This is a genomic window from Sinomonas atrocyanea (assembly GCF_030812675.1).
Taxonomy (GTDB): domain Bacteria; phylum Actinomycetota; class Actinomycetes; order Actinomycetales; family Micrococcaceae; genus Sinomonas; species Sinomonas atrocyanea_B.
In genome coordinates this window covers 22,439-48,636 of sequence record NZ_JAUSTE010000012.1, presented here as the reverse complement: position 1 = coordinate 48,636, position 26,198 = coordinate 22,439, and the positions used below count along the sequence as shown (strand labels likewise).

Below are 26,198 nucleotides of genomic sequence, written 5' to 3'. Positions count from 1 at the left end.
GGACGGGCCGCGCGGGCCCCGACAAGCCTACCGGGTCAGCCTGTGAAGGGCCTGAGGCTGTCGAGCAGCTCGTCCACTCGTGGGTCCTCGTTGGCGAAGGGGTCCTTGCAGAGGATCGTGTGGTGGGCCCGGTCGTTGAGCTTGAGGTGGACCCAGTCCACGGTGTAGTCCACACCTGCGGCCTGGGCCGCCTTGACGAAGCGCCCCCGCAGGCGGGCGCGCGTGCTCTGCGGCGGGTTCGCGACGGCACCGGCGATGGCCGCGTCGTCGACGACCCGGGCTGCAGCGCCGCGGCGCTGGAGCAGGTAGAACAGTCCGCGGTCCGGGCTGATGTCGTGGTAGGTCAGGTCGAGGTGGGCCACACGGGCGGAGTCGAGGTCGACGTCGTGGCTGCTGCAGTAGCGGTCGATGAGCTTCTTCTTGATCGCCCAGTCGACCTCGGTGTCGATCGCGCGCGTGTCCTGCGACTCGACCGCCTCGAGGGTCCGCTGCCACAGGTCGAGGATGCGTTCGACGTGCGGGGTGTGGGCCCCGTTCGCCGCGACGAACTCCTGCGCCTTCTCGAAGTACATCTGCTGCAGGGCGAGGGCGCTCGACTGCTGCCCGTTGGCGAGCCGCACCGGGGCCTTGCCGGTGAGGTCGTGGGAGATCTCCCGGATGCTCCGGATCGGGTTCTCCATCCGGGCGTCGCGCATGATCGTGCCGGCCTCGATCATCCGCAGCACCAGGTCCACGGTGCCGAGCTTCATCATCGTGGTCGTCTCGGACATCGTCGAGTCGCCGACGATCACGTGCAGGCGGCGGTAGTGCTCGGCGTCCGCGTGTGGCTCGTCCCTCGTGTTGATGATCGGCCGGGAGCGCGTGGTGGCCGACGAGAGGCCCTCCCAGATGTGGTCCGCACGCTGGGAGAACGCGTAGACGGGACCCTGCGCGGTGCGCAGCACCTTGCCTGCGCCGCAGAGCAGCTGCCGGGTGACGAGGAAGGGAATGAGCACCTCGGCCAGCCGTGAGAACTCGGTGCGGCGGGGAATGAGGTAGTTCTCGTGGCTGCCGTACGAGTTGCCTGCCGTGTCGGTGTTGTTCTTGAAGAGGTAGACGCGGCCGTCGAAGCCCTCCTCCGCGAGGCGGTGTTCGGCCTCGGCAATGAGGTCGACGAGGATTCGCTCCCCCGCCTTGTCGTGGGCGACCAGCTGGGCCACGTCGTCGCACTCCGCGGTCGCGTACTCCGGGTGCGAGCCGACGTCGAGGTACAGGCGCGAGCCGTTCGCCAGGAACACGTTCGAGGACCTGCCCCAGCTGACGACCTTGCGGAAGAGGTACCGGGCGACTTCCTCCGGCGCGAGGGGACGGCCCTGGGGACTCGAGTAGGCGATGCCGAACTCGGTCTCTACTCCGTAGATGCGCCGGTCCATGCTCAGCCCTGCCGTTCCGCGAGGCCGTCGAGCATGCCCGCGAGCTCGTCCGGGCCGATGCGGCGGAAGGCGCGGCGTGCGCCCCGGGTCGTCTCGGAGTCGCGGTCGAGGACTCCGACCTCGAGTGTGATCGGCTCGGTGCGTTCCTCGCGGAGCGCACGCGCGGCGAGCCGGATGGCCTCCGGGAAGTCCGCCTCGGCGGTCCAGCCGTCGATCACGGCCTCTGCGACGCGTTCGGCCGCGCCGCCCATGACCACGAAGCGACGCTCGTCGGCGATGGACCCGTCGAACGTCAGCCGGAAGAGGTGGTCGCCCTCGACGTCATTGCCGACCTCGGCCACGGTGAGCTCGACCTCGAAGGGCTTCTGCTCGGCGGTGAACACGGCGCCGAGGCTCTGGGCGTACACGCTCGCGAGGCCCCGGCCGGTGACGTCCTCACGGTCGTAGGAGTAGCCGCGGACGTCGGCGTACCGCACGCCGGCCTGGCGCAGGCTCTCGAACTCGTTGTACTTGCCCACGGCTGCGAAGGCGATCTTGTCGTAGATCTCCCCGATCTTGTGCAGCGAGGGGGACGGGTTCTCGGCCACGAGGGCGATCCCGTCGCGGCAGCTCAGGACCACGACGGAGCGGCCGCGGGCGATGCCCTTCCGGGCGAAGTCCGCCCGGTCCTTCATGAGCTGTTCGGGTGAGACGTAGAACTGCTGGGTCATGCTCAGGCCTCCCGTCCAGCGACGCTGCGCTCCGCGATGATTCCGCTGGCGATGGCGGCCAGCTCCCGCTCGGCCACGCGCCGGCTTCCGAGGCGCGTGACCGTGTAGACCACGGGCCAGAGCTGCCGGACCGGGTCGGGCCCCCCGGTGGCGGAGTCGTCGTCGGCGGCGTCGTAGAGCGCCTCGACGGCAACCCGCACGGCGTCGTCCTCGGCAAGGCCGGGGCGCCAGAGCTTCTTCAGGGCCCCGCGGGCGAAGACCGAGCCGGAGCCGACCGAATGGTGCTCGAGCTCCTCGTAGCGGCCGCCGGTCACGTCGTAGGAGAACAGGCGCCCCGCAGCGGTCTCGAGGTCGAAGCCAGCGAACAGGGGGATGGCAGCCAGCCCCTGGAGGGCCAGAGGGAGGTTGCCGCGCACCATCGCTCCGAGACGCGTCGCCTTGCCCTCAAGGCTCAGGAGCGTCCCCTCGATCTTCTCGTAGTGCTCGAGCTCAACCTGGAACAGACGGGCGATGTCGATGGCGATGCCCGCAGTCCCCGCGATGCCGAGCACGGAGAAGCGGTCCGCCGGGAACACCTTCTCGATGTGCCGGCTGGCGATCATGTTCCCCATGGTCGCCCGCCGGTCCCCCGCCATGATGACGCCGCCGGCGAAGGCGAGGGCCACGATCGTGGTGGCACGCGGGGCAACCGCCGAGGCGTCGGCCGGCAGGCTCCGGTGGAAGGGGAGGAGGTCCGGCCGGGTCGCTGCCACGTGCTCGGTGAAGGATGAAGTGGCGGCGGACACGACACGCTCGGCGAGGAAGTCGTTCATCTGGGTCCTACTGCCCGCCCTTCTGGACGAACCCCCGCACGAACTCCTCGGCGTTGGTCTCGAGGACGCCGTCGATCTCGTCCAGGAGGTCGTCGACGCCCTGGGTGCTGGCGGTGTCCTGCGCCGCGGCGTCCGGTGCCGCGGGGGCCGGGACGTCGACCTCGACCGCCTCGTCCTCGCCCCGCGGCTGCGTGCTCTTCTGCTCCTGACCGGCCATGGCCGCCTCCTTGCGTCGGGCGCCGTGAGGGCGCCGGGTCTGGATCCTTCTGGTCCCTATACTGTCACTTTTCGGCCGCGTGTCACGGGTGCCGGCCGCGGTGTCGGACGCATGCCGTGCCCTACGTCCTGCGGTCCCCGAGCAGGGCCGCGAGGAAGTCCTCGATGCGGGCGTGCTCGTCGAAGAGCCCCTGGGTCAGGGCCCGGGTCCCCCGCAGGGGCTCGCGGGTGGGGACCCGCTGGAGCCGGTAGCTTCCGGGGGTCGCGAAGACGACCGAGTCCCAGCTGGCGCTCACGACGGAGCCGGGGAACCGCTTGATGCTTGTGCCCCGGAACCAGGCGCGCGTGTCGGGGGGCGGTTCGGCGACGGCGGCGGTGACGGACCCGGCGTCGACCAGAGTCTCGAGCGATCCCCGGGCCGCGAGCCGCAGGGCGATCCCCCGCTCGGGCCGCACGTCCGACCACTGGATGTCCACGAGGCCGAGGCGCGCGTCGCCCCACGCGAGGCCGTCCCGGCTGCGGTAGCCCTCGAGCACCCGCAGCTTCGCGAGCCATTCGACGTAGCCGGCGGCCGCGTCGCGGTCCCCTCCGAGGTCGGTGAGGGCCCGCTCCCAGCGGGCGAGGACCTCTGCGGTGTGCCCGTCGCCGCCGTCGGCGGAGGCGACGCCGGAGTCCGCCGCGAGCTTCGCCGCCGCCTCGAAGTACATCCACTGCAGCTCGAGCCCGGTGACGTGGCGCCCGTCGAGCAGACGGACCTTCTCCCCCAGGGAGGTGTCGTGGCTGAGCCGATGCAGGGCCGAAACGGGCTCGTGGACCTCCACCTGCGGTGCCCTGCCGGCCTCGATGAGGCTCAGGACGAGGGCGGTCATGCCGAACTTGAGGTAGTTCGCCACCTGGCTCACGTTGGCGTCGCCGATGATCACGTGGAGCCTGCGGTACTTGTCCGCGACCGCGTGCGGCTCGTCCCGGGTGTTGATGATGGGGCGGCGCATGGTGGTCTCGAGCCCCACCTCGGCCTCGAAGTAGTCGGCCCGCTGGCTGATCTGGTAGCCGGGCCCCTTGCCGTCCTGCCCGAGGCCGACGCGCCCCGCGCCGCAGACGAGCTGGCGGGAGACGAAGAACGGGGTCAGCCCCCGGACGAGGTCGGAGAACGGCACCGAGCGCGGCACGAGGTAGTTCTCGTGCGAGCCGTAGGAGGCGCCCTTGCCGTCGGTGTTGTTCTTGTAGAGGTTGATGGGGCCGCGGGCCTGGTCCTCGGCGAGGGAACGCACCGTGGCAAGGGCCACGGCGTCCCCCGCGACGTCCCAGAGGACGGCATCGCGGGGGTTGGTCACCTCGGGGCTCGAGTACTCGGGGTGGGCATGGTCGACGTACAGGCGGGCCCCGTTCCCGAGCACGAGGTTCATCAGCGCCGGCTCCTGGTCGCCGTCGAGCTCGATCTCCGCGGGTCCGTGGGCCAGCGCCACCGCCTCGGCGGTGAGGACGGGCTCGGCGTCCGTGAGCTGGTCCGGATGGGCCTCGGACCGCGCGACGGAGAAGCCCCGCGCGTCGCGCAGGGGCGTCTCGTCGGTGTAGTCCCAGCCGGTCTCGGCGCGGCTGGCCGAGCGGGTCAGCCGCGCGTACGCGGCGATCACCTGCGAGGACAGGTAGGTGGCGTTGGCTCCGGGCGAGTTCGGCGCATGGATGCCGAACTCCGTCTCGGAGCCCATGACACGCTGGGTTCCCCCGGCCGCGAGGCCGGGGCTCGGGTCGCTGCTCACTGCTCCGCCTTACAGGTACTGGCCCGTGCTGGGGGTCGTCTCGATGGTCCGGCCGGGCTCGGCGCCGCCCTTGCCCTGGACGATGGTCCGGATGTACGTGATGCGCTCGCCCTTCTTGCCCGAGATGCGCGCCCAGTCGTCGGGGTTGGTGGTGTTGGGCATGTCCTCGTGCTCGCGGAACTCGTCGGCCACCGCCCGCAGCAGGTGGTCCATGCGCAGGCCCTTGGCGCCGGTCATGAGCAGTTCCTTGATCGCGGCCTTCTTGGCACGGTCGACCACGTTCTGGATCACGGCGCCGGAGTTGAAGTCCTTGAAGTAGAGGATCTCGGTGTCCCCGTTCGCGTACGTCACCTCGAGGTACTCCGTGGACTTGTCCGTGGCGTACATCGCCTCGACGGTGCGCTGGATCATCGTGGCCACCGTGGCGCCCGGGTCCCCGCCGCACTCGGCGAGGTCCGCCGCGTGGATCGGCAGGTCCTCGGTGAGGTACTTCGAGAAGATGTCGGCGGCGGCCTCGGCGTCCGGGCGGTGGATCTTGATCTTCACGTCGAGCCGGCCCGGGCGGAGGATCGCAGGGTCGATCATGTCCTCGCGGTTGGAGGCGCCGATGACGATCACATTGTCGAGCCGCTCCACGCCGTCGATCTCGCTGAGCAGCTGCGGCACGATCGTGGTCTCGACGTCCGAGGAGACCCCGGTGCCGCGGGTGCGGAACAGGGAGTCCATCTCGTCGAAGAACACCACCACCGGGCTCCCGTCCGAGGCCTTCTCGCGCGCACGCGCGAAGATCAGCCGGATGTGGCGCTCCGTCTCGCCCACGTACTTGTCGAGCAGCTCCGGGCCCTTGATGTTCAGGAAGTAGCTCTTGACGTCCGCGCTGCCCGCACGCTCCATGGCGCGCGCCGCGAGCGAGTTCGCCACGGCCTTGGCGATGAGGGTCTTCCCGCACCCCGGGGGGCCGTAGAGCAGGATGCCTTTGGGAGCCTTGAGTCCGTGCTCCCGGTAGAGGTCGGGGTGCAGGAACGGCAGCTCGACGGCGTCGCGGATCTGCTCGATCTGGGACGCGAGCCCGCCGATGTCCGCGTAGCTGATGTCCGGCACCTCCTCGAGGACGAGGTTCTCGACCTCGGACCGGGGCACCTTCTCCAGTGCGTACCCGGTCCGGTTGTCCACCGAGACGGCGTCGCCCACGCGGAGCCGCTCGAGCTGGAGGGGGCCCGAAAGCCGCAGGACGCGCTCCTCGTCGCCGCGGCCGATCACGAGCACCCGGTCCTGGCCGAGGAGCTCCTTGATGGTGACGAGCTCGCCGGAGCGCTCGTAACCGAGCCCGGCAACGACCTCGAAGGCCTCGTTGAGGAGGACCTCCTGGCCCACGCTGAGCTCCGACAGGCTCACGAGCGGGCTCAGGCCCACGCGCATCTTCCGGCCGCTGGTGACGACGTCGGCGCTCTCCTCGGTCACGGCCGCGGACGCGCCGCCGGCGGGCCGCCGGCGGTTGAGCTGGACGATGCTGCCGAAGGAGTACGGGGGCTGGCCCTCATGCTCGAGGGCGGCCTTGAGGCGCACGATCTCCGCCTTGGCGGTCTTGAGCATCTCCGTCATGCGGGAGTTGTTGCCCGTCGCGGCGGCGAGCTGACGGTCGACGGCGCGCAGCTTGTCCCGCAGCACGTTGATCTGGCGCTCGGCAATGCTCAGCTGCTCAGCCGGGGCCGACGGAGGCACCGCCTCGGGGCCGGTGCCGGGCTGTCCGTTCTCCACCATCGCAACCACGTCCTCTTCGATCCGTGCCGCCCCTGCGGGCTGCCGGGGCGCCCGGCGCAGACGCCGGAGCCACTCCCCTCTTGCATCGACACTAGCGCGGCATGCACCTCACGTACCCCACCGACGGGCCTTGGAAACCGAACAGTTACACGGCGGTTCCGCAGCGTGGAAACGGGAGGTCAGGACTCGGGGCTGCCGGCCCGGGCGTCCCGGGCAACGCGCCGGAGGCGCCGGTCGGAGACCGTCTTCTCGCCGACCGACTCCGGGGTCCAGGCGTTGAGGTCCTCCTCGCTGAACTCCGCCTTGTTGCGCTTCTTGCGCACCAGCGGGGCCACGCCCTCGGCGAGGCGGCGGGTGATCAGGAGGAAGCCGGTATGGCCCACCATGCGGTGCTCGGGGCGGACGGCGAGGCCCTCGAGGTGCCATCCGCGCACCATCGATTCCCAGGCGTCGGGCTCGGTGAAGCGGCCGTCGGCGCGGATCGCCTCCGCGGTGCGGGAGAGCTGGGTCGCGGTGGCGACGTAGTTGATCCAGACACCGCCCGGGGCCAGGACGGTGGCCACGGCCTCGAGGCACTCCCACGGTGCCAGCATGTCCAGGACCACCCGGTCGACGCTGCCGGGCTCCTCCGCAGCGACGACCTCGTCCTGGAAGTCGCCGAGCGAGATCCTCCACGCCGGGTGCGGGCCGCCGAAGATGGTCTCGACGTTCCCGCGGGCGATGTCCGCGAACTCCTGCCGGCGCTCGAACGAGTGGAGGTAGCCGCGGTCGCCCACCGCCCGCAGGAGCGAGATCGACAGGGCGCCGGACCCGACGCCGGCCTCGACCACGCGCGCCCCGGGGAAGATGTCCGCCATCGTGACGATCTGGCCGGCATCCTTGGGGTACACCACCGCGGCGCCGCGGGGCATCGACAGCACGAAGTCGGACAGGAGCGGACGCAGCGCCTGGTACTGGTGGCCTGCGGTATTCGTCACGACGGAGCCGTCCGGCCTGCCGATGATCTCGGAGTGGTTGAGGAAGCCCTTGTGCGTGTGGAAGGCGCCGCCCTCGGCGAGGGTGATGGTGTTCATCCGCCCGCGCTCGTCAGTCAGCTGCACGCGCTCCCCGGCGCGGAAGGGGCCTCGTCGGTACGCCGCACCGGTGGGTCCGTCCGCCGCGGCGGGCTGGGCGCTCAAGCTCATGGGTGTCCTCTCTGGTCCCGTCACGTCGCGACGGAACGGTGAAATGGGCTGCTACCTCGCCGGCCGCAGGGGCCGGCCGGAGATCACCGCGACGACGTCGCGCTGGCTCAGGAGCCCGGTGACCCGGCCGGCCGCGTCGACCACGGCGTACTCCGTGCCGGCGAGCTGCGCGAGGTACTGGATGAGTTCCTGGCCCGCCGCAGAGTCCGGGACGTAGGCGCCCGGGGCGAGGGCATAGCCGACGGCGGTCACCGGCGTCGTCGTCCGCGCGGGGGCGGGCACCCGCCCGATCGCCGACGGATCGACGACCCCCTGCGGCTTGCCGTCGGGCGAGCAGAGCACGACGGCGACGCCGGCCTCCGCGCCGGCCCGCACGGCCTCGTCGACGCTGGCGAAGTTGGGGATCCCCACGGCCGGGCGCGCGAGGCGTCCGGCGACGACCTCGGGCAGGCGCGAGCGGAACCCGGCGTGCCGGATCGACGCGGAGGCGCCCTGCCAGAGGAAGACGGCGACGAGGAGGGTCACCATGGTGAAGGGCAGGTCGAGCTGCTGCCCCTGGGCGAGCGGCAGCACGACTGCGAGGAAGACGATCCCCGCCACGATCGCGCGGCCGGTCCAGCCTGCGGCGATGGTGCCCTTCTCCTGCGAGCCGGTGGCCTTCCAGACGGCGCTCTCGACGATGCGGCCGCCGTCGAGTGGCAGGCCCGGGAGCACGTTGAAGACGGCGATGAGGAAGTTCGCCCACATGAAGATGTTCACGAGGATGTCTGCGACGCCGGTGAGGTGGACGCCGAAGACGATCAGCCACGCGGCGCCCGCCAGCACGAAGTTGGCGGCGGGACCGGCGAGGGCCACGGCGACCGAGCGCGCCGGCGTCGCGGTGAAGGCCTCGAACTGCGTGTGGCCGCCCCAGAGGTTGAGCACGATCTTCTGGCTCGGCCAGCCGAACGCGCGGGCCGTGAGGGCGTGGGCGAGCTCGTGGACGAGGACGGACAGCAGGAGGAGGACCGAGTAGGCGAAGGCCACGAGGTACGCGCCGATTCCGAGCTGCGGCTGGCGCAGCTGGAGCGTGGGGCCGTAGACGATCACTGTGAAGGCGGCGATGACGAACCAGGAATAGGCGAGGACCACGGGCACGCCGGCGATCCGGCCGAGCGGGATCCCCTCGCGCCGGCCACCGGACTCGTGGCTGCCGCTCATGCCGCACCGCCGGCCGTGGTGCCGGCAAGGGAGGCCTCCAGGGCCGCGGCGAGATCGCGCGGTGTCCGGCCCGCGAGCGTCTCCCAGTGCGCCACCCCGAGGTGGACGGGCACGGCGAGGGCGTTCGGCACGACGACGGTGGCCAGTCCGGCGGCGTTCGAGGAGGTGGCGCCGGGGGTCGAGTCCTCGACGGCGAGGCACTCGGTCAGCGCGAGCCCCGGGAGGCCCTGCGCGAGCAGTTCGACGCCGCGGACGTAGGGCTCCGGGTCGGGCTTGCCGCGGCCCACCGAGTCGCCGGTGACGACGGCGGAGAACGTCCCCTCCGGGAGGTGGTCGACGATGCGGTGCGCCATGGGCTTCTCCGACATCGTCACGAGGGCGCAGTGGACGCCCTCGGCCCGCAGCGCCGCGAGGAGCTCCCGCGCGCCGGGACGCCACGGCACGGCCGCCCCGAGCTGCTCGATGACGCGCCCGGTGAGCGCGTCGATGATCTCGCGCACGCCCATCTGCACCCCGCCCTCCTGGAGCATGCGCGCGGAGGTGGTCAGCGCCTGGCCCACAAGCGGCATCGCCTGCTCGTGGGTCCATTCCCCGCCGAACTGCTCGACCAGCTCGCGCTCCGCGGTGATCCAGTACGGCTCCGTGTCCACGAGCGTGCCGTCCATGTCCCACAGGACGGCTCGCAGCGGCTCGGCACTGCCGAGGGCAGGGCTGGTGGCGGGATTCTCGGCCGGCAGACGCATATGCACCAGTCTAGGGTGCCGGCCGGGCCCGCACGGGCGCGCGCGTTAGTCTGGACCGATGAACGAGTTCGACGCCGATGCCCCGGCTCCCCACCCCGGCCTCTTCCCGGTTCCTGCTGAGGGCGAGCGGGTCACGGTGATGCTGGCCGCGTTCGAGGGCTGGAACGATGCGGGCGAGGCCGCGAGCGATGCGCTGCGCTACCTCCGGCGCGCCTTCGGGGCCCAGCGCGTCGGCTCGATCGATGCGGACGACTTCTACGACTTCCAATTCACCCGGCCCACCGTGCGCCAGACCGGCTCGGGGCGCCGGCGCATCAAGTGGCCCACCACGAAGATCTCGACGGCGCGCGTGGAGGGCCATCCGGTGGACCTGGTGTTCGTCCAGGGCACCGAGCCCTCGTACCGCTGGCGGGCGTTCACGGACGAGCTGGTCGAGTACCTCGACGACCTCGAGGTCGACTACCTGATCGTCCTCGGCGCGCTCCTGGCCGATGTGCCGCATTCGCGGCCGATCCCGGTGACCGCCACCAGCGAGAACGACGACGTGCGCGAGCGCCTCAACCTCGAGGCGTCCCAGTACGAGGGGCCCACCGGAATCGTGGGCGTCTTCGCGGACGCCGCGGACCACCACGGCACCCCGACCGTGTCCGTGTGGGCGGCGGTCCCCCACTACGTGGCGCAGGCCCCCTCCCCCAAGGCCCAGCTCGCGATCCTGCACCGGATCGAGGAACTGCTCCAGATCCCGCTCGACACGAACGAGCTCGCGGAGGACGCCGAGGCGTGGGAGCGCGGGGTGAACGAGCTCGCCACCGAGGACCCCGAGGTGGCCGCGTACATCCACCAGCTCGAGGAGGCCAAGGACACGGCCGACCTCCCCGAGGCCTCGGGCGAGTCGATCGCCCGCGAGTTCGAGCGCTACCTCAAGCGGCGCGGCAAGGACAACCCGCCAGCCGGCGGCTGAGGCCGGCTCCCCCGGCGGCGGCCGGCGCAGTCGCGGCCGCCCGCGCCGAGGTCGGCCTAACCGAGGTCGACGCCCAGCAGTGCGTCGACCGCGGCGGCGGCCAGCGCGCCGTCGTCCGCGCTCGCGGCGCTGCCGGCGAGCGAGTCCTCGGCCCACTTGTCCACGGCGGCGAGGGCGCGCGGTGCGTCGAGGTCATCGGTCAGGGCGCCCCGGATCTCGCCCAGCAGGGGTTCCGCCGAGCCGGGAAGGGCACGGGCGACGGCGCGGCGCCAGGTCTCGAGCCGGCGCACCGAGGCGTCGAGCAGCTCGCCCGTCCACTCCCAGTCGGAGCGGTAGTGGTTGGCGAGGACGGCCAGCCGGATCGCTGCTGGCTCGACGCCGGCGGCCCGCAGGGTGGAGACGATCACGAGGTTGCCGCGCGACTTGCTCATCTTCTCGCCGTCCAGGCCCACCATGCCGGTGTGGGCGAAGTGCCGCGCGAGCGGCACGTGGTGGAGGCTCCACGCGTGCCCGGCGCCCATCTCGTGGTGCGGGAAGGCGAGGTCGGAGCCGCCGCCCTGCACGGTGAACGGGGCGGGGAGGAACTTCTGGGCGATCACGGTGCACTCGATGTGCCAGCCGGGACGGCCGGGGCCGAGGGTCCCGCCGTCCCAGTGGGGCTCGCCGAGCCTGGCCTCGCGCCAGAGGATCGGGTCGAGGGGGCTGTGCTTGCCGGGCCGCTCCGGGTCGCCGCCGCGCTCGCCGAAGATCTCGATCATCTCGGCGACCGTCAGGTGGGAGACTTCGCCGAGGCGCCACGCATCGGCGCTGTCGGCGCGGCGCGTTGCCTCGGTCACGTCGTAGTAGACGTCGCTGTCGGGCTCGCCCTCGGCGCCGGCGAGCTGGTAGGCGAGGCCCTCCGCGAGGAGCCGCTCGACCTCGGGGACGATCCACGGGATCGACTCCACGGCCCCGACGTAGTGGTCGGGGGCCAGGACGCGCAGGGCCTCCATGTCCGACTGGAAGAGGTCGATCTGCTGGTGGGCGAGGGTGCGCCAGTCCACACCGGTCGCGTCGGCGCGCTCGAGGAGCGGGTCGTCGACGTCGGTGGTGTTCTGCACGTAGGCGACGGTGCTGCCCGCGTCGCGCCAGATGCGGTTGAGGAGGTCGAACGCGAGGTAGGTGGAGGCGTGGCCCAGGTGGGTTGCGTCGTAGGGGGTGATCCCGCACACGTACATCGACTGCTGAGGGGCCGTTGGAATCTCCACGGTGTCCCGCAGCCGCGTGTCGAAGAGCCGGACCGGGCCGGCCGAGCCGGGCAGCTGTGGGACGGGTGTCTGCCTCCAGGTTTTCACCTGACCACTCTAGTGCCCGGCCGTGATGACCCCGAATCCGAGCAGCACATACAGGGCCGCGCCCAGGCCGATGCGGTACCAGACGAAGAGCCGGTAGGAGTTGCTCGAGACGTACTTGAGGAACCAGCCGATGATGACGTAGCCGACCACGAAGGCCACCACGGTCGCGACGGCCGTCTCCCCGAGCCCGTACGGGCCGCCGTCGAACCCGCCCTTGAGCGACTTGTACAGCTGGTACAGGCCTGAGCCGAACACCGCGGGAATCGCGAGCAGGAAGGAGTAGCGGGCCGCGGCCTCGCGCGTGTAGCCCATCGAGAGGCCCGCCGTGATGGTGCCCCCCGAGCGGGAGACGCCGGGGATGAGGGCGAGGGCCTGCGCGAAGCCGTAGGCGATGCCGTGCCGGGTGCTGAGGTGGTCGAGGGTGCGGGCGTGCCGGCCGAGGGCGTCGGCCACGGCGAGGATGAGGCCGAACACGATCAGCGTGGTGGCCGTGATCCACAGGGAGCGGAGCACCGTCTCGATCTGGTCCTGGAACAGGAGCCCGAGCACCACGATCGGGATGCTCCCGAGGATCACGAGCCATCCCATCCGGGCGTCCGGGTCGCTGCGCGGCACCCGGCCGGTCAGGGAGCGGCCCCAGGCCCTGATGATCCTGACGATGTCCCGCCAGAAGTAGATGATGACCGCGGTCTCCGTGCCCAGCTGGGTGATCGCCGTGAAGGCCGCGCCGGGATCCTGGGCATTGGGAAGGAACTCCCCCACGATCCTGAGGTGGGCGCTGGAGGACACGGGGAGGAATTCCGTCAGACCCTGGATGAGCCCGAGGAACGCGGCTTCGAGGAGATTCACGCGTGCCACTCTACGTGGACACCCCTGCCTTGCTGGGAATTCCCTGACAGCGGTGCCCGGGCTCAGCCGAGCGCCGCGGCGGGGCGGGCCCTCCGGGCCGCCCTACTCCTCCGCCTCGTCGTCGCCCTCCTCGTCCTCTTCGTCCTCGCCGTCATCGTCGTCGTCATCATCGTCGTCGTCATCATCCGAATCGAGGAGGTCGAGCGGCAGATCCTCGCCGTAGGCGTCGTACAGGGCGTCGGAGTACGCCTCGAAGGCGTCGGCGACCGCGAAGAAGGCGGCCTCGACCGCGGGGTCGTCGTCGCCGCGCCGCGAGGCTGCCGCGACGAGGTGCTCCTCCAATGCAGCCGTGAGCGAACCGAGGGCCACGCGCGGATCAATGCTCATGGTGCAACGGTAGTCTGAAACCATTGGGCGCGCCTAGGTACCCGGTCGGGCACCGGCGGGCGCGGCAGCAGCATGAGGAAGCGAGGGCCATGAAGGAGCGGATCCTCTCCACGACGCAGTCGCTCGCCGCGGGGGGCCGCCCCGCGGGACCCGGGCGGCAGTACGAGTACCTGGTCCTCTCGGTGGGGCCCGGAGACTCGCTCGCGGACGCCCGCCAGCGGGTGCGCGAGCACTCCGAGTACGGCCGCTGGGAGCTCGAGCGGAGCCGCCTGTACATGGGCGGGGGCCGTCAGTACTGGCTCCGCCGCAAGGTGATGCTGGTCGAGCGGACGGCGTAGCCGGGGCCCCCGGCACGTCGCGCCGGCTCCCGGAGACCTGCGCGGGCTGTCACGAATGCGGGGCGACGTAGGGCAGCGGCACCGCGATCTTCCCGTGGGAGCGCGGGATCGTGATGCCGGGCGCGAGCGCATCGATCGTCCGGTCCGCGTGGTCGAGGGCCGCGAGCACTCGGGCGTAGTCGGCTTCCGTCTGGCTCGTGTGCCACGCCGTCGCGGCGGCCTGGAGCTCGCCTTGGTCGCCCATGATCACGCTCCAGTCGTCCACCGGCTGCGGCTCGTTGCCCCCGTAGACGTCGGCGGCGTCACCGAACGCTGTCTGGGCGGTGGAGACGAGCCCGCCCTGGTCCATGATGTTCCACCACAGCTCGAACCTGTCCGTGTCGTGGGCCAGCAGGTACTGGTGCCCCTGGTCGAACCGGTCCCTGTACCAGTTCGCGCTCGTCTTCAGGATCGCGACCGCACGCGCCGGCGCGCTCTGGAACTGCGACGGATCGGTGAGCGGCCCGACGGCGGCGGGGACGGTGGTCGCTGTCTCGCTCGGCACGGGCGCCAGAGTGGGGGTCGGCCCCGCGGCGCCCTCTGCGCCGGGCCCCGTCGGGAGCGGCTGCGGCGTTCCGCACGCGGCGAGGCCGAGGGAGGCCGCGAGCGCAGCGGCCAGCAGGCCGGCGCGCAGGGGGGAGGGCGGCGCGTTGGATACCGTGCGGGAGCGGCGCTTCCCCATGGCAGACCTCCCTGGAACTGGCGTCCGGTGGACAGATAGTGCGCGCCCTTCCGGGACGAGGTCAAGGGCCTTTCGCAGCCCTTCTGCCGGCAGATTCAGCCCGAGTAGTCGGCCGCGCGCGGGTGCGTACCGTTCGAGTAGTGGCCGCCCGGACGCCCCCGCCCATTCGCGTGGACACCACTCGTGACCGCGGCGGAGCGGGGGTTGTCTACTGGAGCCGGGCCCCGAGTTTCACACACGGATGTGATGCGGGAGACGGAGGGCCCGACGAGCCCGGGACGGCACCGGCCGCCCCGGCTCCCGTGCTAGTCGGCGAAGGGGGTCGAGCATCCATGGTGGCTTGGGAACTGCATCTCTTGGGGTCCTGGGAGCTGCTCAGGGACGGCACTCCGCTGCCGATCGGCAGGCGCCAGCAGCGGCTCGTCGCCTCGCTGGCCCTCATGGGCAGCCGTCCCCGCAGCTATCTCGCGGGGCTCCTGTGGCCGGAGAGCAGCGAGCACCAGGCCGCCGGCAATCTCAGGTCCTCCGTCTTCAAGCTCCGCCACCAGCTGCCGGACCTGCTGGACCGCAGCCTGGACCCGCTCCGGCTTGCCGACGGCATCATCGTCGATCTCGACCGGCTGCGCTGGGTGGCCCAGAAGGCGCTCGCCGGCGGCCTGCCGGGGCCGGGCGCCGAGGACTTCCTCTTCGGCTCCGAGCTGCTGCCGGGGTGGTACGACGACTGGGTCATGTACGAACAGGAGCGCCTCCGCGGACTGCGCGTGCTGGCGCTCGAGGCGATCGCCCGGAACCATCTCGCGACGGGCAACTACGAGGCCGCGATCTCGGCCGCCCGCTATGCGGCCGCGCTCGAGCCGCTGCGCGAGTCGGCGCACAAGCTCATCAGCCGGGCGCAGACCGACAGTGGAAGCCGTGCGGACGCCCAGCGCACCCTGCTCGAGTTCCGGCGCAGGCTGTGGACCGAGATGGGGGTGGCCCCGGCCGAGCGGCAGGTCGTCAACCGCGGCCCAGCCGCCGCGCGCCCCCAGGCCGGATGGGCTGCGAGGGCAGCGGCCTCCCGGACCGAACGGTGAGTGCCGTACCGAACGCTGAGGGCCGCCTCTGAAGCACGACGACGGCCGGCGCCTTCCCCGCGGAGGGCGCCGGCCGTCGTCGTGCTTCTTGACGCCTCCGGCGCCGGAATGCCGCCGGAGGCTGTCAGGAGGACGCGGCAGCCGCCGGCGCGGAGGGCAGGAGGCCGGAGGAGAGCGCCGCCGCGAAGGCGCCGCGGGCATGGCCCACGCCGCTGCAGGTGTCCGCGGCCTCGGGCTCGCCGGTGCCGTCCTGCCTCTGGCTCTCTCCCGGGGAGCAGGGGCGGTCCCGGTTGAGGGACCACATGGACAGGCGGGCGATTCCGTGGTCGTGGATGAACTTGTTCAGGCCCTGGGCTGCCTGGAGGTCGAACGTCTCCCCCAGGACGTCGTTGACTCCGATCATCGGGGTGAGGCCGAGCTTCTTCCACGCGGCAGCCTCCTGGCCGCGCCCCAGCCCGAACAGCTGCACGAGCTGCCCGTGCGTGCTCGTGGCGGCCTGGATCGAGGTCGCCAGCATCTTCTGGCCCGACGCGGGGCCCTCGTAGTCCATGGTCATGATGTTCACGCCCGCCACGTCGACGCCTCCGCGGAGCGTCTGGAGGACGACGGCGGACGCTTCAGCGGTCAGCCCCTGGGCCGTGACGGGCAGCGTGAGCCACACCTGGGGCATGCGGGCCGCGCCCACCTCCCCTGCGACCTGGCGGAGGGCCTGGGCACGCCGTTCGGTTGCCCCGACATCGGAGAGGTTCTTGGCCTCGATGTCGAAGTCGAGGACATCGGGGGCGTACCGGTCGATCACCTTCCTGTAGGCCTGGGCGAGCGCCCGCGCGTCCGGGCAGGCCCTCGCCAGCTCTTCGCCCGCGGCCCCCCCGAAGGAGAGCGCCACCCCGTGCCCCTTCTGCCGCAGCCGGCTCACGCGCTGGTCGAGGTCCAGCTCGGCCGCTGCCTTGTCCAACGAGTACTGGCCGCCCCACGACGGCTCGCACGGGTTGCCCGGCTCCGCGATGACGAAGGCGAGGACGGCCCTGCCGTCCGAGGTGGTGTCGTCGAAGGGGTAGAGCGGCTTCAGGGTCACGTCGGCATAGCCGCCGAACCACGGCGCGCTGCCGTGGGTGGACGAGGAGGGCGAGGGCGACGCGGAGTCGGTGGGCGGTGCCGGGCTCCCCGATGCCTGGCCGTCCGACGGCTGGCTGCCGGGGCCGCCGGCAGCGCCGGCCGAGCAGGCTGCGAGCGCCGCGCCCAGCGCCACGGCGGCGGCCAGAGGTCCCAGCCTGAGCAGCTGGAAGGGGGTTCTGCGCTGTGAGGACGGAGGGGCCATGGGTCAGCCCGTGCTCACCGGTGGTCCTTGGACAGCGCGGGCAGGGCTTGCTTCTGTGGAGAGCACGGGAACGACAGCAGGCTTGCCCGGGCGCGGCTTCTCGCGCGCCGGTGCCTGGACGGTCTGGGTCGCGGCCGAGGGGACCGCCACACTGTTGGTCCGCTCGGGGCGGTACCAGCCCACCATGCGCCCGCGTGCGGCGTGCACGAGGGACCCGTAGAGCACGTAGGCCCGCAGCGGCTCGTAGATGAGCCGATAGAGCGGCACCATCAGGAGGTGGCGCGGGCTCTCGCGGACCATGACCACGGCCACGGTGGAGATGATGAGGTGCGCACCGGCCACGAAGGCGGCGAAGATCGCGATCGGCGCCCACTGGCCCTGGGCCAGGATGAGGCCGGCGACCACGAAGGTCATCGGCATGAAGACCAGCGGGATGAGCACCGAGATCAGCGCGTAGGGCATGCTCACGAGTCCGAGGACCCCGTAGCGGGGGTTGAACAGCATGCGCCGGTGCTTGTACAGCGCCTGGATGTTGCCGTAGGTCCAGCGCAGGCGCTGCTTGGCGAGGCCCTTGAGGGTCATGGGGGCCTCCGTCCAGGCCACCGCCTTGTTCTCCTGGACGATGCTGTAGCCCAGGCTCTGGATGGTGAGGGTGAGATCCGAGTCCTCGGCCAGGGTGTCGTGGGAGTAGCCGCCGGCGCGGACCAGGGCCTCCCGCCGCCAGGCGGCGCAGGCCCCGGGCACGATGGAGATCGCGCCGACGGCGCCCTCGGCCATCCTCGTGACGCAGATGCCGGAGATGTACTCGAGGGCCTGCCAGGCCGTGACGATGTTGTGCCGGTTGCCGACCTTCACGTGGCCTGCCACGGCGCCGAGCGGCTTCTTGTGTGACGGGTCCAGGAAGTGCCGGGCGAACATCCTGATCGTCTGCGGCTCGAAGATCGTGTCGCCGTCGAGCGTGACGATGACCTCGCCGCGGGAGTGGGCGATCCCGTTGTTGCTCGCTGCGGACTTGCCGCCGTTCGGCTGGTCCACCACCCGCAGCTGCGGCCAGGAGCGGGCATACTCCCGCAGGATGGCCAGCGTGCGGTCGGTCGATCCGTCGTTCACCGCCACGACCTCGAAGGCCGGGTAGTCGCTGGCCCGGAGCGCATCGAGGGTCTTGGTGACCACGGCTTCCTCGTTGAAGACCGGGAGGATCACACTGACGAAGGGCAGCTGCGCCTCGGGGATCGCCTCCCAGCGCTTCCGGTGCTGCCGGCCGTTGGAGATGAGGGCGAGGATGACGTACAGGACGGACATGAGGGTCAGCGACCCGATCCCGAACCAGAACAGCCACGAGATGACGATGTCCGGGACGAGGGTCAGCGATGCGCCGACCGCCACCGTTGTCAGGTCATCGGCGTTGGGAGTGATCTTCTGCGGCAGCTCCTGGGGGGTCAGCAGAGGTGCCAGCGTCGTGAAGGTGTAGCCCTCGGCCTTGGCCTTGGTGATGAAGTCCTGGAGCATGTGGACGGTGGCCGTCCGGTCTCCGCCGCCGTCATGCATGAGGACCACGTGGCCCCTGCCGTCCAGCTCCGGCGTGGGGACGGGCACGCCCGGCGGGTACGACCAGTCCTCGGTGTCGAGGTCGAAGTCCACGTGGATGTAGCCGAGCTGCTGGGCCTCGAGGACACCGACGGGGTTGCCCTGGGGGTTGCCCTCGGGGAGGCGGAACATGCGCGACGCGTAGCCGGTGAGGCCCCGGATGAGGTGGTCGTTGCCGATCAGCTCCTCGCGGTTGATGACGTCGGGGTTGTTGGTGAAGCTCGCGTGGGTGAGGGTGTGGTTCCCGACCATGTGGCCCTCTCGGACCTCCCGCTGGACGAGCTCAGGGAAGGCAGACATCTCGTAGCCCACGTTGAAGAAGGTCGCCGGCACCTTCTCCTTGGACAGCAGGTCCAGGAGAGCCGGCGTGTTCCGCGGGTCCGGGCCGTCGTCGAACGTGAGGATCAGCTGCTTGTCGTCGGGGACCCCCCAGTTGTCGATGACGTACGGGTGGTCGCCGATGGTCCTGGCCTCGTCCGGAGTCGCCTGCCGGAAGATGGTGTTGCTGAAGGGGTCCTTGAGGTAGACGTTCCGGCCCTGGCGCACGGTGAGCTCGATCCTCTGGAAGATCCCGTTCTCGTCCCCGACGACCGGCATGTCCTCGACATCGTCCTTGGCCAGCAGCTGGCGGGGATACGACGGGTCGCCGTTCTGGGAGACGGCCCACAGCGGAGCCGTGGCACTGGGCAGGATCCACACGAGCGGCACGGTCAGGACGATGAGCACCGTAACGAGGGTGCCGAGCACCCGCGACCACCGGTTTCCGCTCGGGTCGAAGAAGACGGGCTTCCCTGCGCCGGGTTGCGGACGTCTCATGGAGGAACCCCCAAGAAGTAAGGCAGCGCGGTTGGATTGGGGAGGGCCCTCGGCTCGTGCACTGCACGCGCCGGAGTGAACTGGCTGTCCGGTCTCCCTGGTGGCCCGGTGAGCTTTTGGCTCCGTAGAAGGAGTAGAGCGGGAGGGCCGTTGCGTCGCCGTTATCGCTCGGGGCGGGGGCGCCCGCTCGGCGCCGGCGGCCGATAACGCGGGCGCAACGGGTGCTGGGATTCACTCGTCTGCGATGGCAGGGGGACCGGGAATGGCCCGTCGTCGAGACGTCCCGGGAGGAGCCATCGCGGAGGCAGGGCGGGAGCGGAACCGCCGGCCCCGCTCTCGTGCCCGGTGCCCTCGGAGCACCCTGTCTCAGAAGAGGTACAGCTGATGGGGATCGAATTCGGAAGGATGCTCCGGGCCGAACGCCTCCGGCGCGGACTCACCCAGGCGCAGTTGGGCGAAGGCGCCTACGAGCCGAGCTACATCTCGATGCTGGAGACCGGGCGCCTCGAGCCCTCGGCGCAGGCGATCCAGGAGCTCGCGGGGCGGCTGGCCAGCGCACCCCACGCCATGCCGTGGTGGAGCGGGCCGCCCATGGTCGGGGAGGCCGAGTACGTCTTCTCGAGCCTGTGCGCGCAGGCGGCCTGCGACGTCCGCGAGTACGCGCGGGCCTCGTCCCACGCCGCGATTGCCGCGCGTCTGGCCGAGGAAGGGTCGGACACGTCCGGCTGGTGGGAGATGACCTTCATCCAGGCCGAATGCCTCATGCGGGAGGGCCGGCTCACGAGGTCCCTCCGTACCGCGCGCGACCTGCTCGAGCACTCCGCGCTCGCCGGCGACCGGGAGCTCGAGGCCCGGGCCCACCAGCTCTACGCCGAGATCTGCCACCGCCACGGGCGGCTCGAGGCCGCGGTCGAGCACGCCCACCGCGCCACCGAGCTCTCCGAGGGCCTCCCGGGCCGCTCCGCGACCCGCGTCGCGTCGCTGTGCACGCTCATCCACGCGCTCGCGGACAGCGGCAGGACCGAGGCTGCGTGGGAGTGGTGCGCGAACCTCGGTGCGCTCGTGGCGAAGGCCGCCATGGACCGCCTGGTCTGCCGGGCGGAGTGGGTCATCGGGAAGGTTGCCTTCGTGCGGTCAGACGAGGCCGAGGGTGCGCGGCACCACGAGCGGGCCGCCCAGTTCCTGCTGGCCCTCGAGGACATCGAGCTATGGGCCTGCTTCAACAGGAGTGCTGCGGCGGCGCGGCTCGATGGAGGCATCCTCGGCCCGGACACCATCACGGCGATCGAGCGCGCCGAACTGGCGCTTGCTATCGCGGGCGGCAGCGATGCCGACCAGCTCGAAACCGCGCTGGTCCGTGCCCGGTGGCTCTACCTGACGGGGCAGCTGGCGCAGTCGGCCCAGATCCTCCAGGGCATCCACAGGGAGAGGAACCTCCTCGGCCCGCACGTCACGGCGGAGGCGTGCCTCCTGTACGGCCAGTGCCTGAAGGACCTCGGCCAGGACGACGAGGCGCTGCGGGCCCTGGAGGAGGCGCACGAGCAGTTCAGGTACGCGGGCATCCCCCTCAAGGCCGAGCGGGCCAAGGAACGGATCCTTGAGCTGCGGCAGTCCGCGCACGGACAGGGCGACGCTCCTCATGCCGTTCCAGACCCGGTCGGGCCCGTGAGAGCCGGATAGCCGGATCCCTGGAGGTGCCCGGCCCGCTAATCCTCGAGCGGCCCCAGGAGGTTCGTCGCGACGGTCGAGTGCGCCGACTCGGGATCGGAGGGGTGGTAGAGGCCCGCGAGGACGTCCCGGTACAGCCGTTCGAGCTCATGGCCGCGGAAGTAGCCGCCGCCCCCGCCCACGCGCATCGCGCCGTCCACCACGGCCTTCGCGGTCTGGGTGGCACGGTGCTTGAGGCCGCTCAGGTGCCGGAACCAGGCGCTCCCCCGGTCCGCCCCGGCGTCCAGGTCCGCGGCGACGGCGTCGAGCTGCGGGACGATCGCGTCGACGGCCATGGCGAGCTCCGCAATCTGCCACCGGATGTCCGGGTCCTGCGAGTAGGGCCGGCCGCCGCTGCGGTGCGAGCGGCGGCGGTGGGCGGCCTCGACCGCGAGGTCCAGGGCGCGCTCGGCGATGCCGGTGTACACGGCCGCGAGCAGCGTCTCGAACACCGCGAAGATGCCGAACACAAGCAGGTCGGGGTGCGGGCCCACCGGCAGCCGGCGCACGATCCGGTCGGACGGCGCCACAGCGCCCTCCAGGACCGTGGTGCGTGACTGGCTCGCGCGCATGCCGAGCGTGTTCCAGTCGTCGAGGTGCCGCCAGCCTGGCCGGTCGCGGCGGATGAACCCCCACACGAGGGCAGGTTCCTCCCCGGTCGTATCCTTGCCGAACGTCCCCATGCGGGTCCAGGCCGGAGCGAGGCTCGTGAAGACCTTCGTGCCCGTGAAGCTGTAGCCGCCATCGGGCTGTGGGACGGCCTCGGTCACGGAGTCGAAGAGCACGGCGTCGTTGCCGGCCTCCGAGACGCCGAAGGCGAACACCTCCCCCGCGGCGGCCTCGTCGAGGACGAAGGCAAGGCTCGCGTCCCCCCGGTCCGCCAGCATCTTCGCCACGCCGGTCCATACGAGGTGCATGTTGACGGCGAGGGCCGTGGCGGGCGCGGCCTGGGCGAGGCGCCGCTGGAGACGGACGACGTCGGCCACCCCGGCTCCCAGCCCGCCCTCGCCCTCCGGGACGAAGGCCTTCAGGTACGCGGCCGCGACGAGGGCGTCGAGGTCCTCCTGGAAGAACTCGTTGCGCTCGTCGTAGCCGGGCGCGCGCGAACGGATCTCCTCCAGGAGCCCGTCGGCCAGCACTGCGGCAGGGTCAAGGGCCACGCTGCTCCCCCTCCTCTCGTTGTGGGGTCTCTGGCAGGCCGTTGCGGGGTCTTCGGCCCGGTCAGTACGTGGTCAGCAGGCGGCGCAGCACGCGCGCGCCGAACTGCAGCGAGTCCGCGGGGACCCGCTCGTCCACACCGTGGAACATGGCGGGGAAGTCCAGCTCGGCCGGGAGCCGGAGCGGGGCGAAGCCGTAGCCGGTGATGCCGAGCCTGCTCAGGGACTTGTTGTCGGTTCCGCCGGAGAGCGTGTACGGCAGCACCACCGCGTCCGGGTCCTCGGCGGCGAGGGCGCCGACCATCGCGTCGACGAGGGGCCCCTCGAACGGGGTCTCGAGGGAGACGTCGTGGTGGATGTAGCTGAAGTCGACGCCGTCGCCTGCGAGTTCCTTGAGCTTGGCCAGGACGAGTTCGTCTTGGCCGGGGAGCGTGCGGGTGTCGACGCGGGCCTCGGCGGTGCCGGGGATGACGTTGTCCTTGTAGCCGGCCTTGAGGACGGTCGGGTTGGAGGTGTTCTGGAGAGTGGCACCGACGAACCGGGCCACCGTGCCGAGCTCCTTGAGGAGGATCTCGGGGTTCTCGGGATCGAACTCGACCCCGGTGAGCTCGGTGACGCCGTCGAGGAACCGCCGCGTGGTGTCGGTCAACTCGATGGGCCAGGTGTAGTCGCCGATGCGGGACACGGCCCGCGCCAGGCGCGTCACGGCGTTGTCGTCGTTGACCTGCGATCCGTGGCCGGCGCGGCCCTGGGCCTTGAGGCTCAGCCAGCCGAGGCCCTTCTCGGCGGTCTGGAGGAGGTAGGCCCGCTTGCCGCCGATCTGGGCCGAGAAGCCGCCCACCTCGCTGATGGCCTCGGTGGCGCCGTCGAACAGCTCGGGCCTATTGTCGACCGCCCAGCTCGCGCCGTAGGCACCGCCGGCCTCCTCGTCGGCGAACATGGCGATGACGAGGTCCCTGCGCGGCCGGGTGCCGGTGCGCTGCATCTCGCGGACCACCGACAGGATCATGGCGTCCATGTCCTTCATGTCCACAGCGCCGCGGCCCCAGATGAGACCGTCCTTGAGCTCGGCCGCGAAGGGGTCGACGCTCCAGTCCTCCTTCTGGGCGGGGACCACGTCGAGGTGGCCGTGGACCACGAGGGCTCCGGCGCTCGGATCCGTGCCCTCGAGGCGCACCACCACGCTCGCCCGCCCGGGCGCGGACTCGAACAGCTCCGGCTCGAGCCCGACCTCGGCGAGGAGGCCGGCGGTGTACTCCGCCGCGGCCCGCTCCCCCGGCCCCGAGCCGTCTCCGAAGTTGGAGGTGTCGATGCGGATGAGGTCCTGGCAGATCCCCACCACCTCGTCCTCGGCGGTGGCCTGGCCCTGGGCGGCATGGTCGGTCATGGGTCCTCCTCGGCGTCTCCGGTGCCCCCAGCCTAGCCCCGCGCCCGTGCGGCCCTGTGCGCTGGCGCCGCGGGCGCCGATTTCGGCTTGGGACGCGGATCGTGTAGAGTCTTTCTCGCCGCCCGGGAGGGAAACGAGTGATCGCTTCGCTTCCGAGGTTGCCGCCTGCGCGGGTGGCGGAATGGCAGACGCGCTAGCTTGAGGTGCTAGTGCCCGAATAGGGCGTGGGGGTTCAAGTCCCCCTCCGCGCACAGATGGAGCCCCGGTCTTCTGACCGGGGCTCCTTGCGTCTGTCCGGGCGGTCTGGCCGCCCTCTCGCTGGCCTGTCCGCTCGGCCCCGCGTGCGCAGCGGGGACTGGAATGGTGTATGGTTATATACCGCTGCCGAGGACGGAAACCGTGGTTTCCGAGGTCTTCGGAGGCTGCCCGCGCGGGTGGCGGAATGGCAGACGCGCTAGCTTGAGGTGCTAGTGCCCGAATAGGGCGTGGGGGTTCAAGTCCCCCTCCGCGCACAGACGGAGCCCCGGTCTTCTGACCGGGGCTCCTTTGCGTTGCCCGTCGGCAGTCCCCGGCCCGCCATCCGCGGCGCCGGCACGCGAAACGCTCACGCAGCCGTGTGGAAGACGTACTCGCCGCCGGGGAACTCGACCCTGTGGCCGATCAGCTCCCGCGTCCCGGGCAGCGGGGGCGCGGTCGATCTGTACCGGTGGCCGGTCGGCGTGGCGACCGTGAGGGTGTGCCGGATCGCCGGCGTGGTCGCGTGTCCCCAGCCGGGTGCTTCCTTCGCCTGATTGCAGCGTTCGCACAGGCCCTGTCCGTTGACGGCGCTGGTGGGGCCGCCTCGTGCCGCCGGGATGACGTGGTCGTGATGGCGGATCGGGGCATCGCACCAGGGGTTCCGGCAGGTGTGGTCCCGCAGGGCAATGAAGTCTTTGAGCCCGGCCGGGAACGCCCGGGACCTCGGTTCCAGGGCCGTCATCGATCCAGTGGCGGGTGACGCGTAGACACGACGGAGCGTCGCGTCCGGGGAGGCGAGGACGAGGTCCCGGGCGATCTGGGCCGGCAGGACTCCATAGCCCGCGAGCGCGGCGGGTTCCGGTGTTCCGCCGATCAGGGCGGCGTCTGACATCACGAGGTTCACAGCGATCCGGATGTTCCCGGCGCTGCCCTGCCCGGTGAGCCGTTCGACGAGCGTGTCCGCCATGGCCTGGTCCTTGGTGCGGCCGTCGCCATCCCGCGGGGTGCGCGGGCCGCCGCCCGGCGCCTGAGTGCAAGAGGTCCGGGCAGAATCAGCGGCGGCGCACAGGGCCTTGTAGGCGGCCACCGCCTGGGCAGCGGGAAGCAGGCAGGACAGCACCGCCATGGAATCCGGGGCGGCCTTGAGCCAGACTCGTCGCTGCGCGACAGCCCGTCGTGCCCGCTTCACTGCGGCCGCAGGATCGAGCCGCTTCGCGTGGGCCCGCGCTTCGGCGGCGAGCTGGCGGTCGCCGACACCACCCCGCGCGTAGGCGGGTACGAGCGCCTCGTCGACGCGGGCACGGTCCTCGGCCTCGAGGCAGGCGGTCTCGCGGGCCACCAGTGTGGCGCGCCATTCGTTGATGTGGCCGGCCGCGAGCGCGTTGAGGGTGTGCGGCATCTCGTGAACGAGGGCTTTGGCGAGCCCGAGGAGCCGACCGCCCCGCGAGGGTGACTCGCCGCGGGCCAACGCGATTGCCTGCCGCGCCTCGGTCGACGGATCGACGACTCCGGGCCGTACGCCGCCCTCTGCATCTCCCCACTCGATCGAGCAAGATGCCGCCTCATCGCCACCCGCACGCGGCTCCCGGATGCGCTGCTCGAGCAGGACGCTGTAGCGGGCCTGGCTCGCCGAGGCGGCAGCCTTCCCCCACGGCCACGAGGACGTCAGCGATGAGCCGCGAGAGGTCGGCCGCATCCTGCGGCCCTCCCAACTGCTGCTGGCATCACCGTTTATTCGAATATAGTTTCGATTCTACCGAACCGGCCTCCTCGCGCCCAGCCCTGTGGAGGACCAATGCCACGCCGAAAGGCGGCGCCGCTCATTCCCCACGTGAGCGACGCCGCCGGCCTTCGGACGGCTACTTGCCGTAGCTCCACTCCCACCCTGCGGACGCGCCGGGCTCGGTGTAGACCAGCGTTCCCGCTCCGGCAGGGACGTCGAATGCGATCTTGCCCGTGGCCTTCTCCCCCGGCCCGATCGCGTGGGGCAGCTCCTCAGCACTGTCGAGGCACATGATCGGCACGATGTTCCCGTTCACGGTGGTCCCATTCCCCGCGATGGCCTTCCACCCGAACATGTTGAGGGAGAAGTCCTTCGAGATGGTCTTCGACAGCGCCGCAGTGGTTTCGACGTCGAAGGTCGCCACCACGATCTGCCCGTTCTTGGGCGCCGAAGCGTACTGGCCCGGGCAGGACGGCACCACCTTGATGGACTTCGCCACGAACGTGGCGATCGTCTCCCCGTTGTACGTTTCGCTCGCCGGCTCGCCGACCTTCTTGACGAGGTTGCCGCGGCTGCTCTTCGCGCCGTCTGCGGCGGACGACGACGTCGGCGCGGCCTGGGCGCTCCCTCCAGCGGCCGCCGGTGCCACCGACGGCGTCGAAGTCGGCGCGCCGGCAGCAGTGGTCCCGCACGCCGAAAGTACACCTGCGAGCGCGAGCCCGGTCACGGTGGCGGCGATGGTCTTCTTCATGGCTTCTCCTTGAGTGATGTTGGGGAAGGTGGACCCGGCCCGGATGCCCCCAAT

At 71.3% G+C, this 26,198-nt stretch carries 23 protein-coding genes and 2 tRNA genes; 6 read left to right on the top strand and 19 right to left on the bottom strand.

Going from position 1 to position 26,198, the window contains the following annotated elements; translation table 11 throughout:
- Window positions 1-35 precede the first annotated feature (35 nt).
- The 9 genes from pafA to J2W20_RS15555 form a co-directional block, all read right to left on the bottom strand.
- A complete protein-coding gene (pafA, locus tag J2W20_RS15595; RefSeq protein WP_307007672.1) occupies window positions 36-1,412 on the bottom strand; it encodes a Pup--protein ligase in 1,377 nt (458 codons plus the stop codon).
- Window positions 1,413-1,414: 2 nt separating this feature from the next.
- Window positions 1,415-2,122, bottom strand: a complete 708-nt coding sequence (gene prcA / locus J2W20_RS15590) for a proteasome subunit alpha (protein WP_307007670.1) — start codon at window positions 2,120-2,122, stop codon at window positions 1,415-1,417.
- A 2-nt stretch (window positions 2,123-2,124) separates the two neighbouring features.
- A complete protein-coding gene (gene prcB / locus J2W20_RS15585; protein ID WP_307007668.1) occupies window positions 2,125-2,934 on the bottom strand; it encodes a proteasome subunit beta in 810 nt (269 codons plus the stop codon).
- 7 nt (window positions 2,935-2,941) lie between these two features.
- On the bottom strand, window positions 2,942-3,151 hold the full coding sequence (locus J2W20_RS15580) for a ubiquitin-like protein Pup (protein WP_307007666.1): 210 nt from the start codon (window positions 3,149-3,151) through the stop codon (window positions 2,942-2,944).
- 121 nt (window positions 3,152-3,272) lie between these two features.
- The gene (dop, locus tag J2W20_RS15575) at window positions 3,273-4,859 is read right to left on the bottom strand and encodes a depupylase/deamidase Dop (protein ID WP_307007782.1); all 1,587 of its coding nucleotides are present in this window, start codon (window positions 4,857-4,859) and stop codon (window positions 3,273-3,275) included.
- 60 nt (window positions 4,860-4,919) lie between these two features.
- Window positions 4,920-6,671, bottom strand: a complete 1,752-nt coding sequence (gene arc / locus J2W20_RS15570) for a proteasome ATPase (RefSeq protein ID WP_373458025.1) — start codon at window positions 6,669-6,671, stop codon at window positions 4,920-4,922.
- A 179-nt stretch (window positions 6,672-6,850) separates the two neighbouring features.
- Window positions 6,851-7,855, bottom strand: coding sequence for a tRNA (adenine-N1)-methyltransferase (locus J2W20_RS15565; RefSeq protein WP_307007664.1), 1,005 nt, complete (start codon window positions 7,853-7,855; stop codon window positions 6,851-6,853).
- A gap of 51 nt (window positions 7,856-7,906) precedes the next feature.
- Window positions 7,907-9,055, bottom strand: a complete 1,149-nt coding sequence (locus J2W20_RS15560) for a site-2 protease family protein (protein WP_307007663.1) — start codon at window positions 9,053-9,055, stop codon at window positions 7,907-7,909.
- Window positions 9,052-9,798, bottom strand: coding sequence for an HAD family hydrolase (locus J2W20_RS15555; protein ID WP_307007661.1), 747 nt, complete (start codon window positions 9,796-9,798; stop codon window positions 9,052-9,054). Before J2W20_RS15555 ends, J2W20_RS15560 begins: the two co-directional genes overlap by 4 nt.
- A gap of 58 nt (window positions 9,799-9,856) precedes the next feature.
- Here J2W20_RS15555 and J2W20_RS15550 point away from each other — a divergent pair, with 58 nt between their 5' ends.
- A complete protein-coding gene (locus tag J2W20_RS15550) occupies window positions 9,857-10,759 on the top strand; it encodes a PAC2 family protein (protein WP_307007660.1) in 903 nt (300 codons plus the stop codon).
- 56 nt (window positions 10,760-10,815) lie between these two features.
- Here the strand turns inward: J2W20_RS15550 and mshC are convergent, their stop codons facing one another.
- The 3 genes from mshC to J2W20_RS15535 all read right to left on the bottom strand — a co-directional run bounded on the left by mshC (window position 10,816) and on the right by J2W20_RS15535 (window position 13,329).
- Window positions 10,816-12,093, bottom strand: coding sequence for a cysteine--1-D-myo-inosityl 2-amino-2-deoxy-alpha-D-glucopyranoside ligase (mshC, locus tag J2W20_RS15545; RefSeq protein WP_307007658.1), 1,278 nt, complete (start codon window positions 12,091-12,093; stop codon window positions 10,816-10,818).
- 9 nt (window positions 12,094-12,102) lie between these two features.
- Entirely contained in the window at window positions 12,103-12,942 is an 840-nt protein-coding gene (locus J2W20_RS15540) for an undecaprenyl-diphosphate phosphatase (RefSeq protein ID WP_307007656.1), read from the bottom strand.
- Between the two features lie 102 nt (window positions 12,943-13,044).
- A complete protein-coding gene (locus J2W20_RS15535; protein ID WP_307007654.1) occupies window positions 13,045-13,329 on the bottom strand; it encodes a hypothetical protein in 285 nt (94 codons plus the stop codon).
- A gap of 89 nt (window positions 13,330-13,418) precedes the next feature.
- On the opposite strand from J2W20_RS15535, the gene J2W20_RS15530 reads away from it, so the two are divergent.
- Entirely contained in the window at window positions 13,419-13,667 is a 249-nt protein-coding gene (locus J2W20_RS15530) for a DUF5703 family protein (RefSeq protein WP_066497726.1), read from the top strand.
- Window positions 13,668-13,716: 49 nt separating this feature from the next.
- On the opposite strand, the gene J2W20_RS15525 is transcribed toward J2W20_RS15530, so the two are convergent.
- Window positions 13,717-14,388 (bottom strand): hypothetical protein, encoded by a 672-nt coding sequence (locus J2W20_RS15525; protein ID WP_307007649.1) that lies wholly within the window; start codon window positions 14,386-14,388, stop codon window positions 13,717-13,719.
- Window positions 14,389-14,720: 332 nt separating this feature from the next.
- On the opposite strand from J2W20_RS15525, the gene J2W20_RS15520 reads away from it, so the two are divergent.
- Entirely contained in the window at window positions 14,721-15,461 is a 741-nt protein-coding gene (locus J2W20_RS15520) for an AfsR/SARP family transcriptional regulator (RefSeq protein WP_307007647.1), read from the top strand.
- 124 nt (window positions 15,462-15,585) lie between these two features.
- On the opposite strand, the gene J2W20_RS15515 is transcribed toward J2W20_RS15520, so the two are convergent.
- Window positions 15,586-16,779, bottom strand: a complete 1,194-nt coding sequence (locus J2W20_RS15515) for a chitinase (RefSeq protein ID WP_307007646.1) — start codon at window positions 16,777-16,779, stop codon at window positions 15,586-15,588.
- Between the two features lie 3 nt (window positions 16,780-16,782).
- Window positions 16,783-19,182 carry a bifunctional polysaccharide deacetylase/glycosyltransferase family 2 protein gene (locus J2W20_RS15510; protein ID WP_307007644.1) on the bottom strand — a complete coding sequence of 800 codons (2,400 nt, stop codon included), beginning with the start codon at window positions 19,180-19,182 and terminating at the stop codon, window positions 16,783-16,785.
- Window positions 19,183-19,566: 384 nt separating this feature from the next.
- On the opposite strand from J2W20_RS15510, the gene J2W20_RS15505 reads away from it, so the two are divergent.
- Window positions 19,567-20,862: a helix-turn-helix domain-containing protein gene (locus tag J2W20_RS15505; RefSeq protein ID WP_307007642.1), complete on the top strand. Its 1,296-nt coding sequence runs from the start codon at window positions 19,567-19,569 to the stop codon at window positions 20,860-20,862.
- A 26-nt stretch (window positions 20,863-20,888) separates the two neighbouring features.
- On the opposite strand, the gene J2W20_RS15500 is transcribed toward J2W20_RS15505, so the two are convergent.
- Both J2W20_RS15500 and J2W20_RS15495 read right to left on the bottom strand, forming a co-directional pair.
- Window positions 20,889-22,049 (bottom strand): acyl-CoA dehydrogenase family protein, encoded by a 1,161-nt coding sequence (locus J2W20_RS15500; protein WP_307007641.1) that lies wholly within the window; start codon window positions 22,047-22,049, stop codon window positions 20,889-20,891.
- Window positions 22,050-22,110: 61 nt separating this feature from the next.
- The gene (locus tag J2W20_RS15495) at window positions 22,111-23,433 is read right to left on the bottom strand and encodes a M20/M25/M40 family metallo-hydrolase (protein ID WP_307007639.1); all 1,323 of its coding nucleotides are present in this window, start codon (window positions 23,431-23,433) and stop codon (window positions 22,111-22,113) included.
- A 167-nt stretch (window positions 23,434-23,600) separates the two neighbouring features.
- Here J2W20_RS15495 and J2W20_RS15490 point away from each other — a divergent pair.
- Window positions 23,601-23,684 (top strand) — tRNA-Leu (locus J2W20_RS15490).
- 177 nt (window positions 23,685-23,861) lie between these two features.
- Window positions 23,862-23,945 (top strand) — tRNA-Leu (locus tag J2W20_RS15485).
- 92 nt (window positions 23,946-24,037) lie between these two features.
- On the opposite strand, the gene J2W20_RS15480 is transcribed toward J2W20_RS15485, so the two are convergent.
- Window positions 24,038-25,366 carry an HNH endonuclease gene (locus tag J2W20_RS15480; RefSeq protein ID WP_307007637.1) on the bottom strand — a complete coding sequence of 443 codons (1,329 nt, stop codon included), beginning with the start codon at window positions 25,364-25,366 and terminating at the stop codon, window positions 24,038-24,040.
- Window positions 25,367-25,529: 163 nt separating this feature from the next.
- A complete protein-coding gene (locus J2W20_RS15475; protein ID WP_307007636.1) occupies window positions 25,530-26,144 on the bottom strand; it encodes a hypothetical protein in 615 nt (204 codons plus the stop codon).
- Window positions 26,145-26,198: the final 54 nt, after the last annotated feature.

Bases quoted from the DNA above. Each gene is read 5' to 3' on its own strand.
- J2W20_RS15555 (WP_307007661.1), bottom strand. From the start codon at position 9,798: ATGCGTCTGCCGGCCGAGAATCCCGCCACCAGCCCTGCCCTCGGCAGT.
- J2W20_RS15515 (WP_307007646.1), bottom strand. From the start codon at position 16,779: ATGGCCCCTCCGTCCTCACAGCGCAGAACCCCCTTCCAGCTGCTCAGG.
- J2W20_RS15520 (WP_307007647.1), top strand. From the start codon at position 14,721: ATGGTGGCTTGGGAACTGCATCTCTTGGGGTCCTGGGAGCTGCTCAGG.
- J2W20_RS15530 (WP_066497726.1), top strand. From the start codon at position 13,419: ATGAAGGAGCGGATCCTCTCCACGACGCAGTCGCTCGCCGCGGGGGGC.
- J2W20_RS15525 (WP_307007649.1), bottom strand. From the start codon at position 14,388: ATGGGGAAGCGCCGCTCCCGCACGGTATCCAACGCGCCGCCCTCCCCC.
- J2W20_RS15480 (WP_307007637.1), bottom strand. From the start codon at position 25,366: ATGCGGCCGACCTCTCGCGGCTCATCGCTGACGTCCTCGTGGCCGTGG.
- J2W20_RS15565 (WP_307007664.1), bottom strand. From the start codon at position 7,855: ATGAGCTTGAGCGCCCAGCCCGCCGCGGCGGACGGACCCACCGGTGCG.
- prcB (WP_307007668.1), bottom strand. From the start codon at position 2,934: ATGAACGACTTCCTCGCCGAGCGTGTCGTGTCCGCCGCCACTTCATCC.
- prcA (WP_307007670.1), bottom strand. From the start codon at position 2,122: ATGACCCAGCAGTTCTACGTCTCACCCGAACAGCTCATGAAGGACCGG.
- J2W20_RS15505 (WP_307007642.1), top strand. From the start codon at position 19,567: ATGGGGATCGAATTCGGAAGGATGCTCCGGGCCGAACGCCTCCGGCGC.
- J2W20_RS15560 (WP_307007663.1), bottom strand. From the start codon at position 9,055: ATGAGCGGCAGCCACGAGTCCGGTGGCCGGCGCGAGGGGATCCCGCTC.
- J2W20_RS15475 (WP_307007636.1), bottom strand. From the start codon at position 26,144: ATGAAGAAGACCATCGCCGCCACCGTGACCGGGCTCGCGCTCGCAGGT.
- pafA (WP_307007672.1), bottom strand. From the start codon at position 1,412: ATGGACCGGCGCATCTACGGAGTAGAGACCGAGTTCGGCATCGCCTAC.
- J2W20_RS15495 (WP_307007639.1), bottom strand. From the start codon at position 23,433: ATGACCGACCATGCCGCCCAGGGCCAGGCCACCGCCGAGGACGAGGTG.
- J2W20_RS15510 (WP_307007644.1), bottom strand. From the start codon at position 19,182: ATGAGACGTCCGCAACCCGGCGCAGGGAAGCCCGTCTTCTTCGACCCG.
- dop (WP_307007782.1), bottom strand. From the start codon at position 4,859: ATGGGCTCCGAGACGGAGTTCGGCATCCATGCGCCGAACTCGCCCGGA.
- J2W20_RS15535 (WP_307007654.1), bottom strand. From the start codon at position 13,329: ATGAGCATTGATCCGCGCGTGGCCCTCGGTTCGCTCACGGCTGCATTG.
- J2W20_RS15550 (WP_307007660.1), top strand. From the start codon at position 9,857: ATGAACGAGTTCGACGCCGATGCCCCGGCTCCCCACCCCGGCCTCTTC.
- J2W20_RS15580 (WP_307007666.1), bottom strand. From the start codon at position 3,151: ATGGCCGGTCAGGAGCAGAAGAGCACGCAGCCGCGGGGCGAGGACGAG.
- arc (WP_373458025.1), bottom strand. From the start codon at position 6,671: ATGGTGGAGAACGGACAGCCCGGCACCGGCCCCGAGGCGGTGCCTCCG.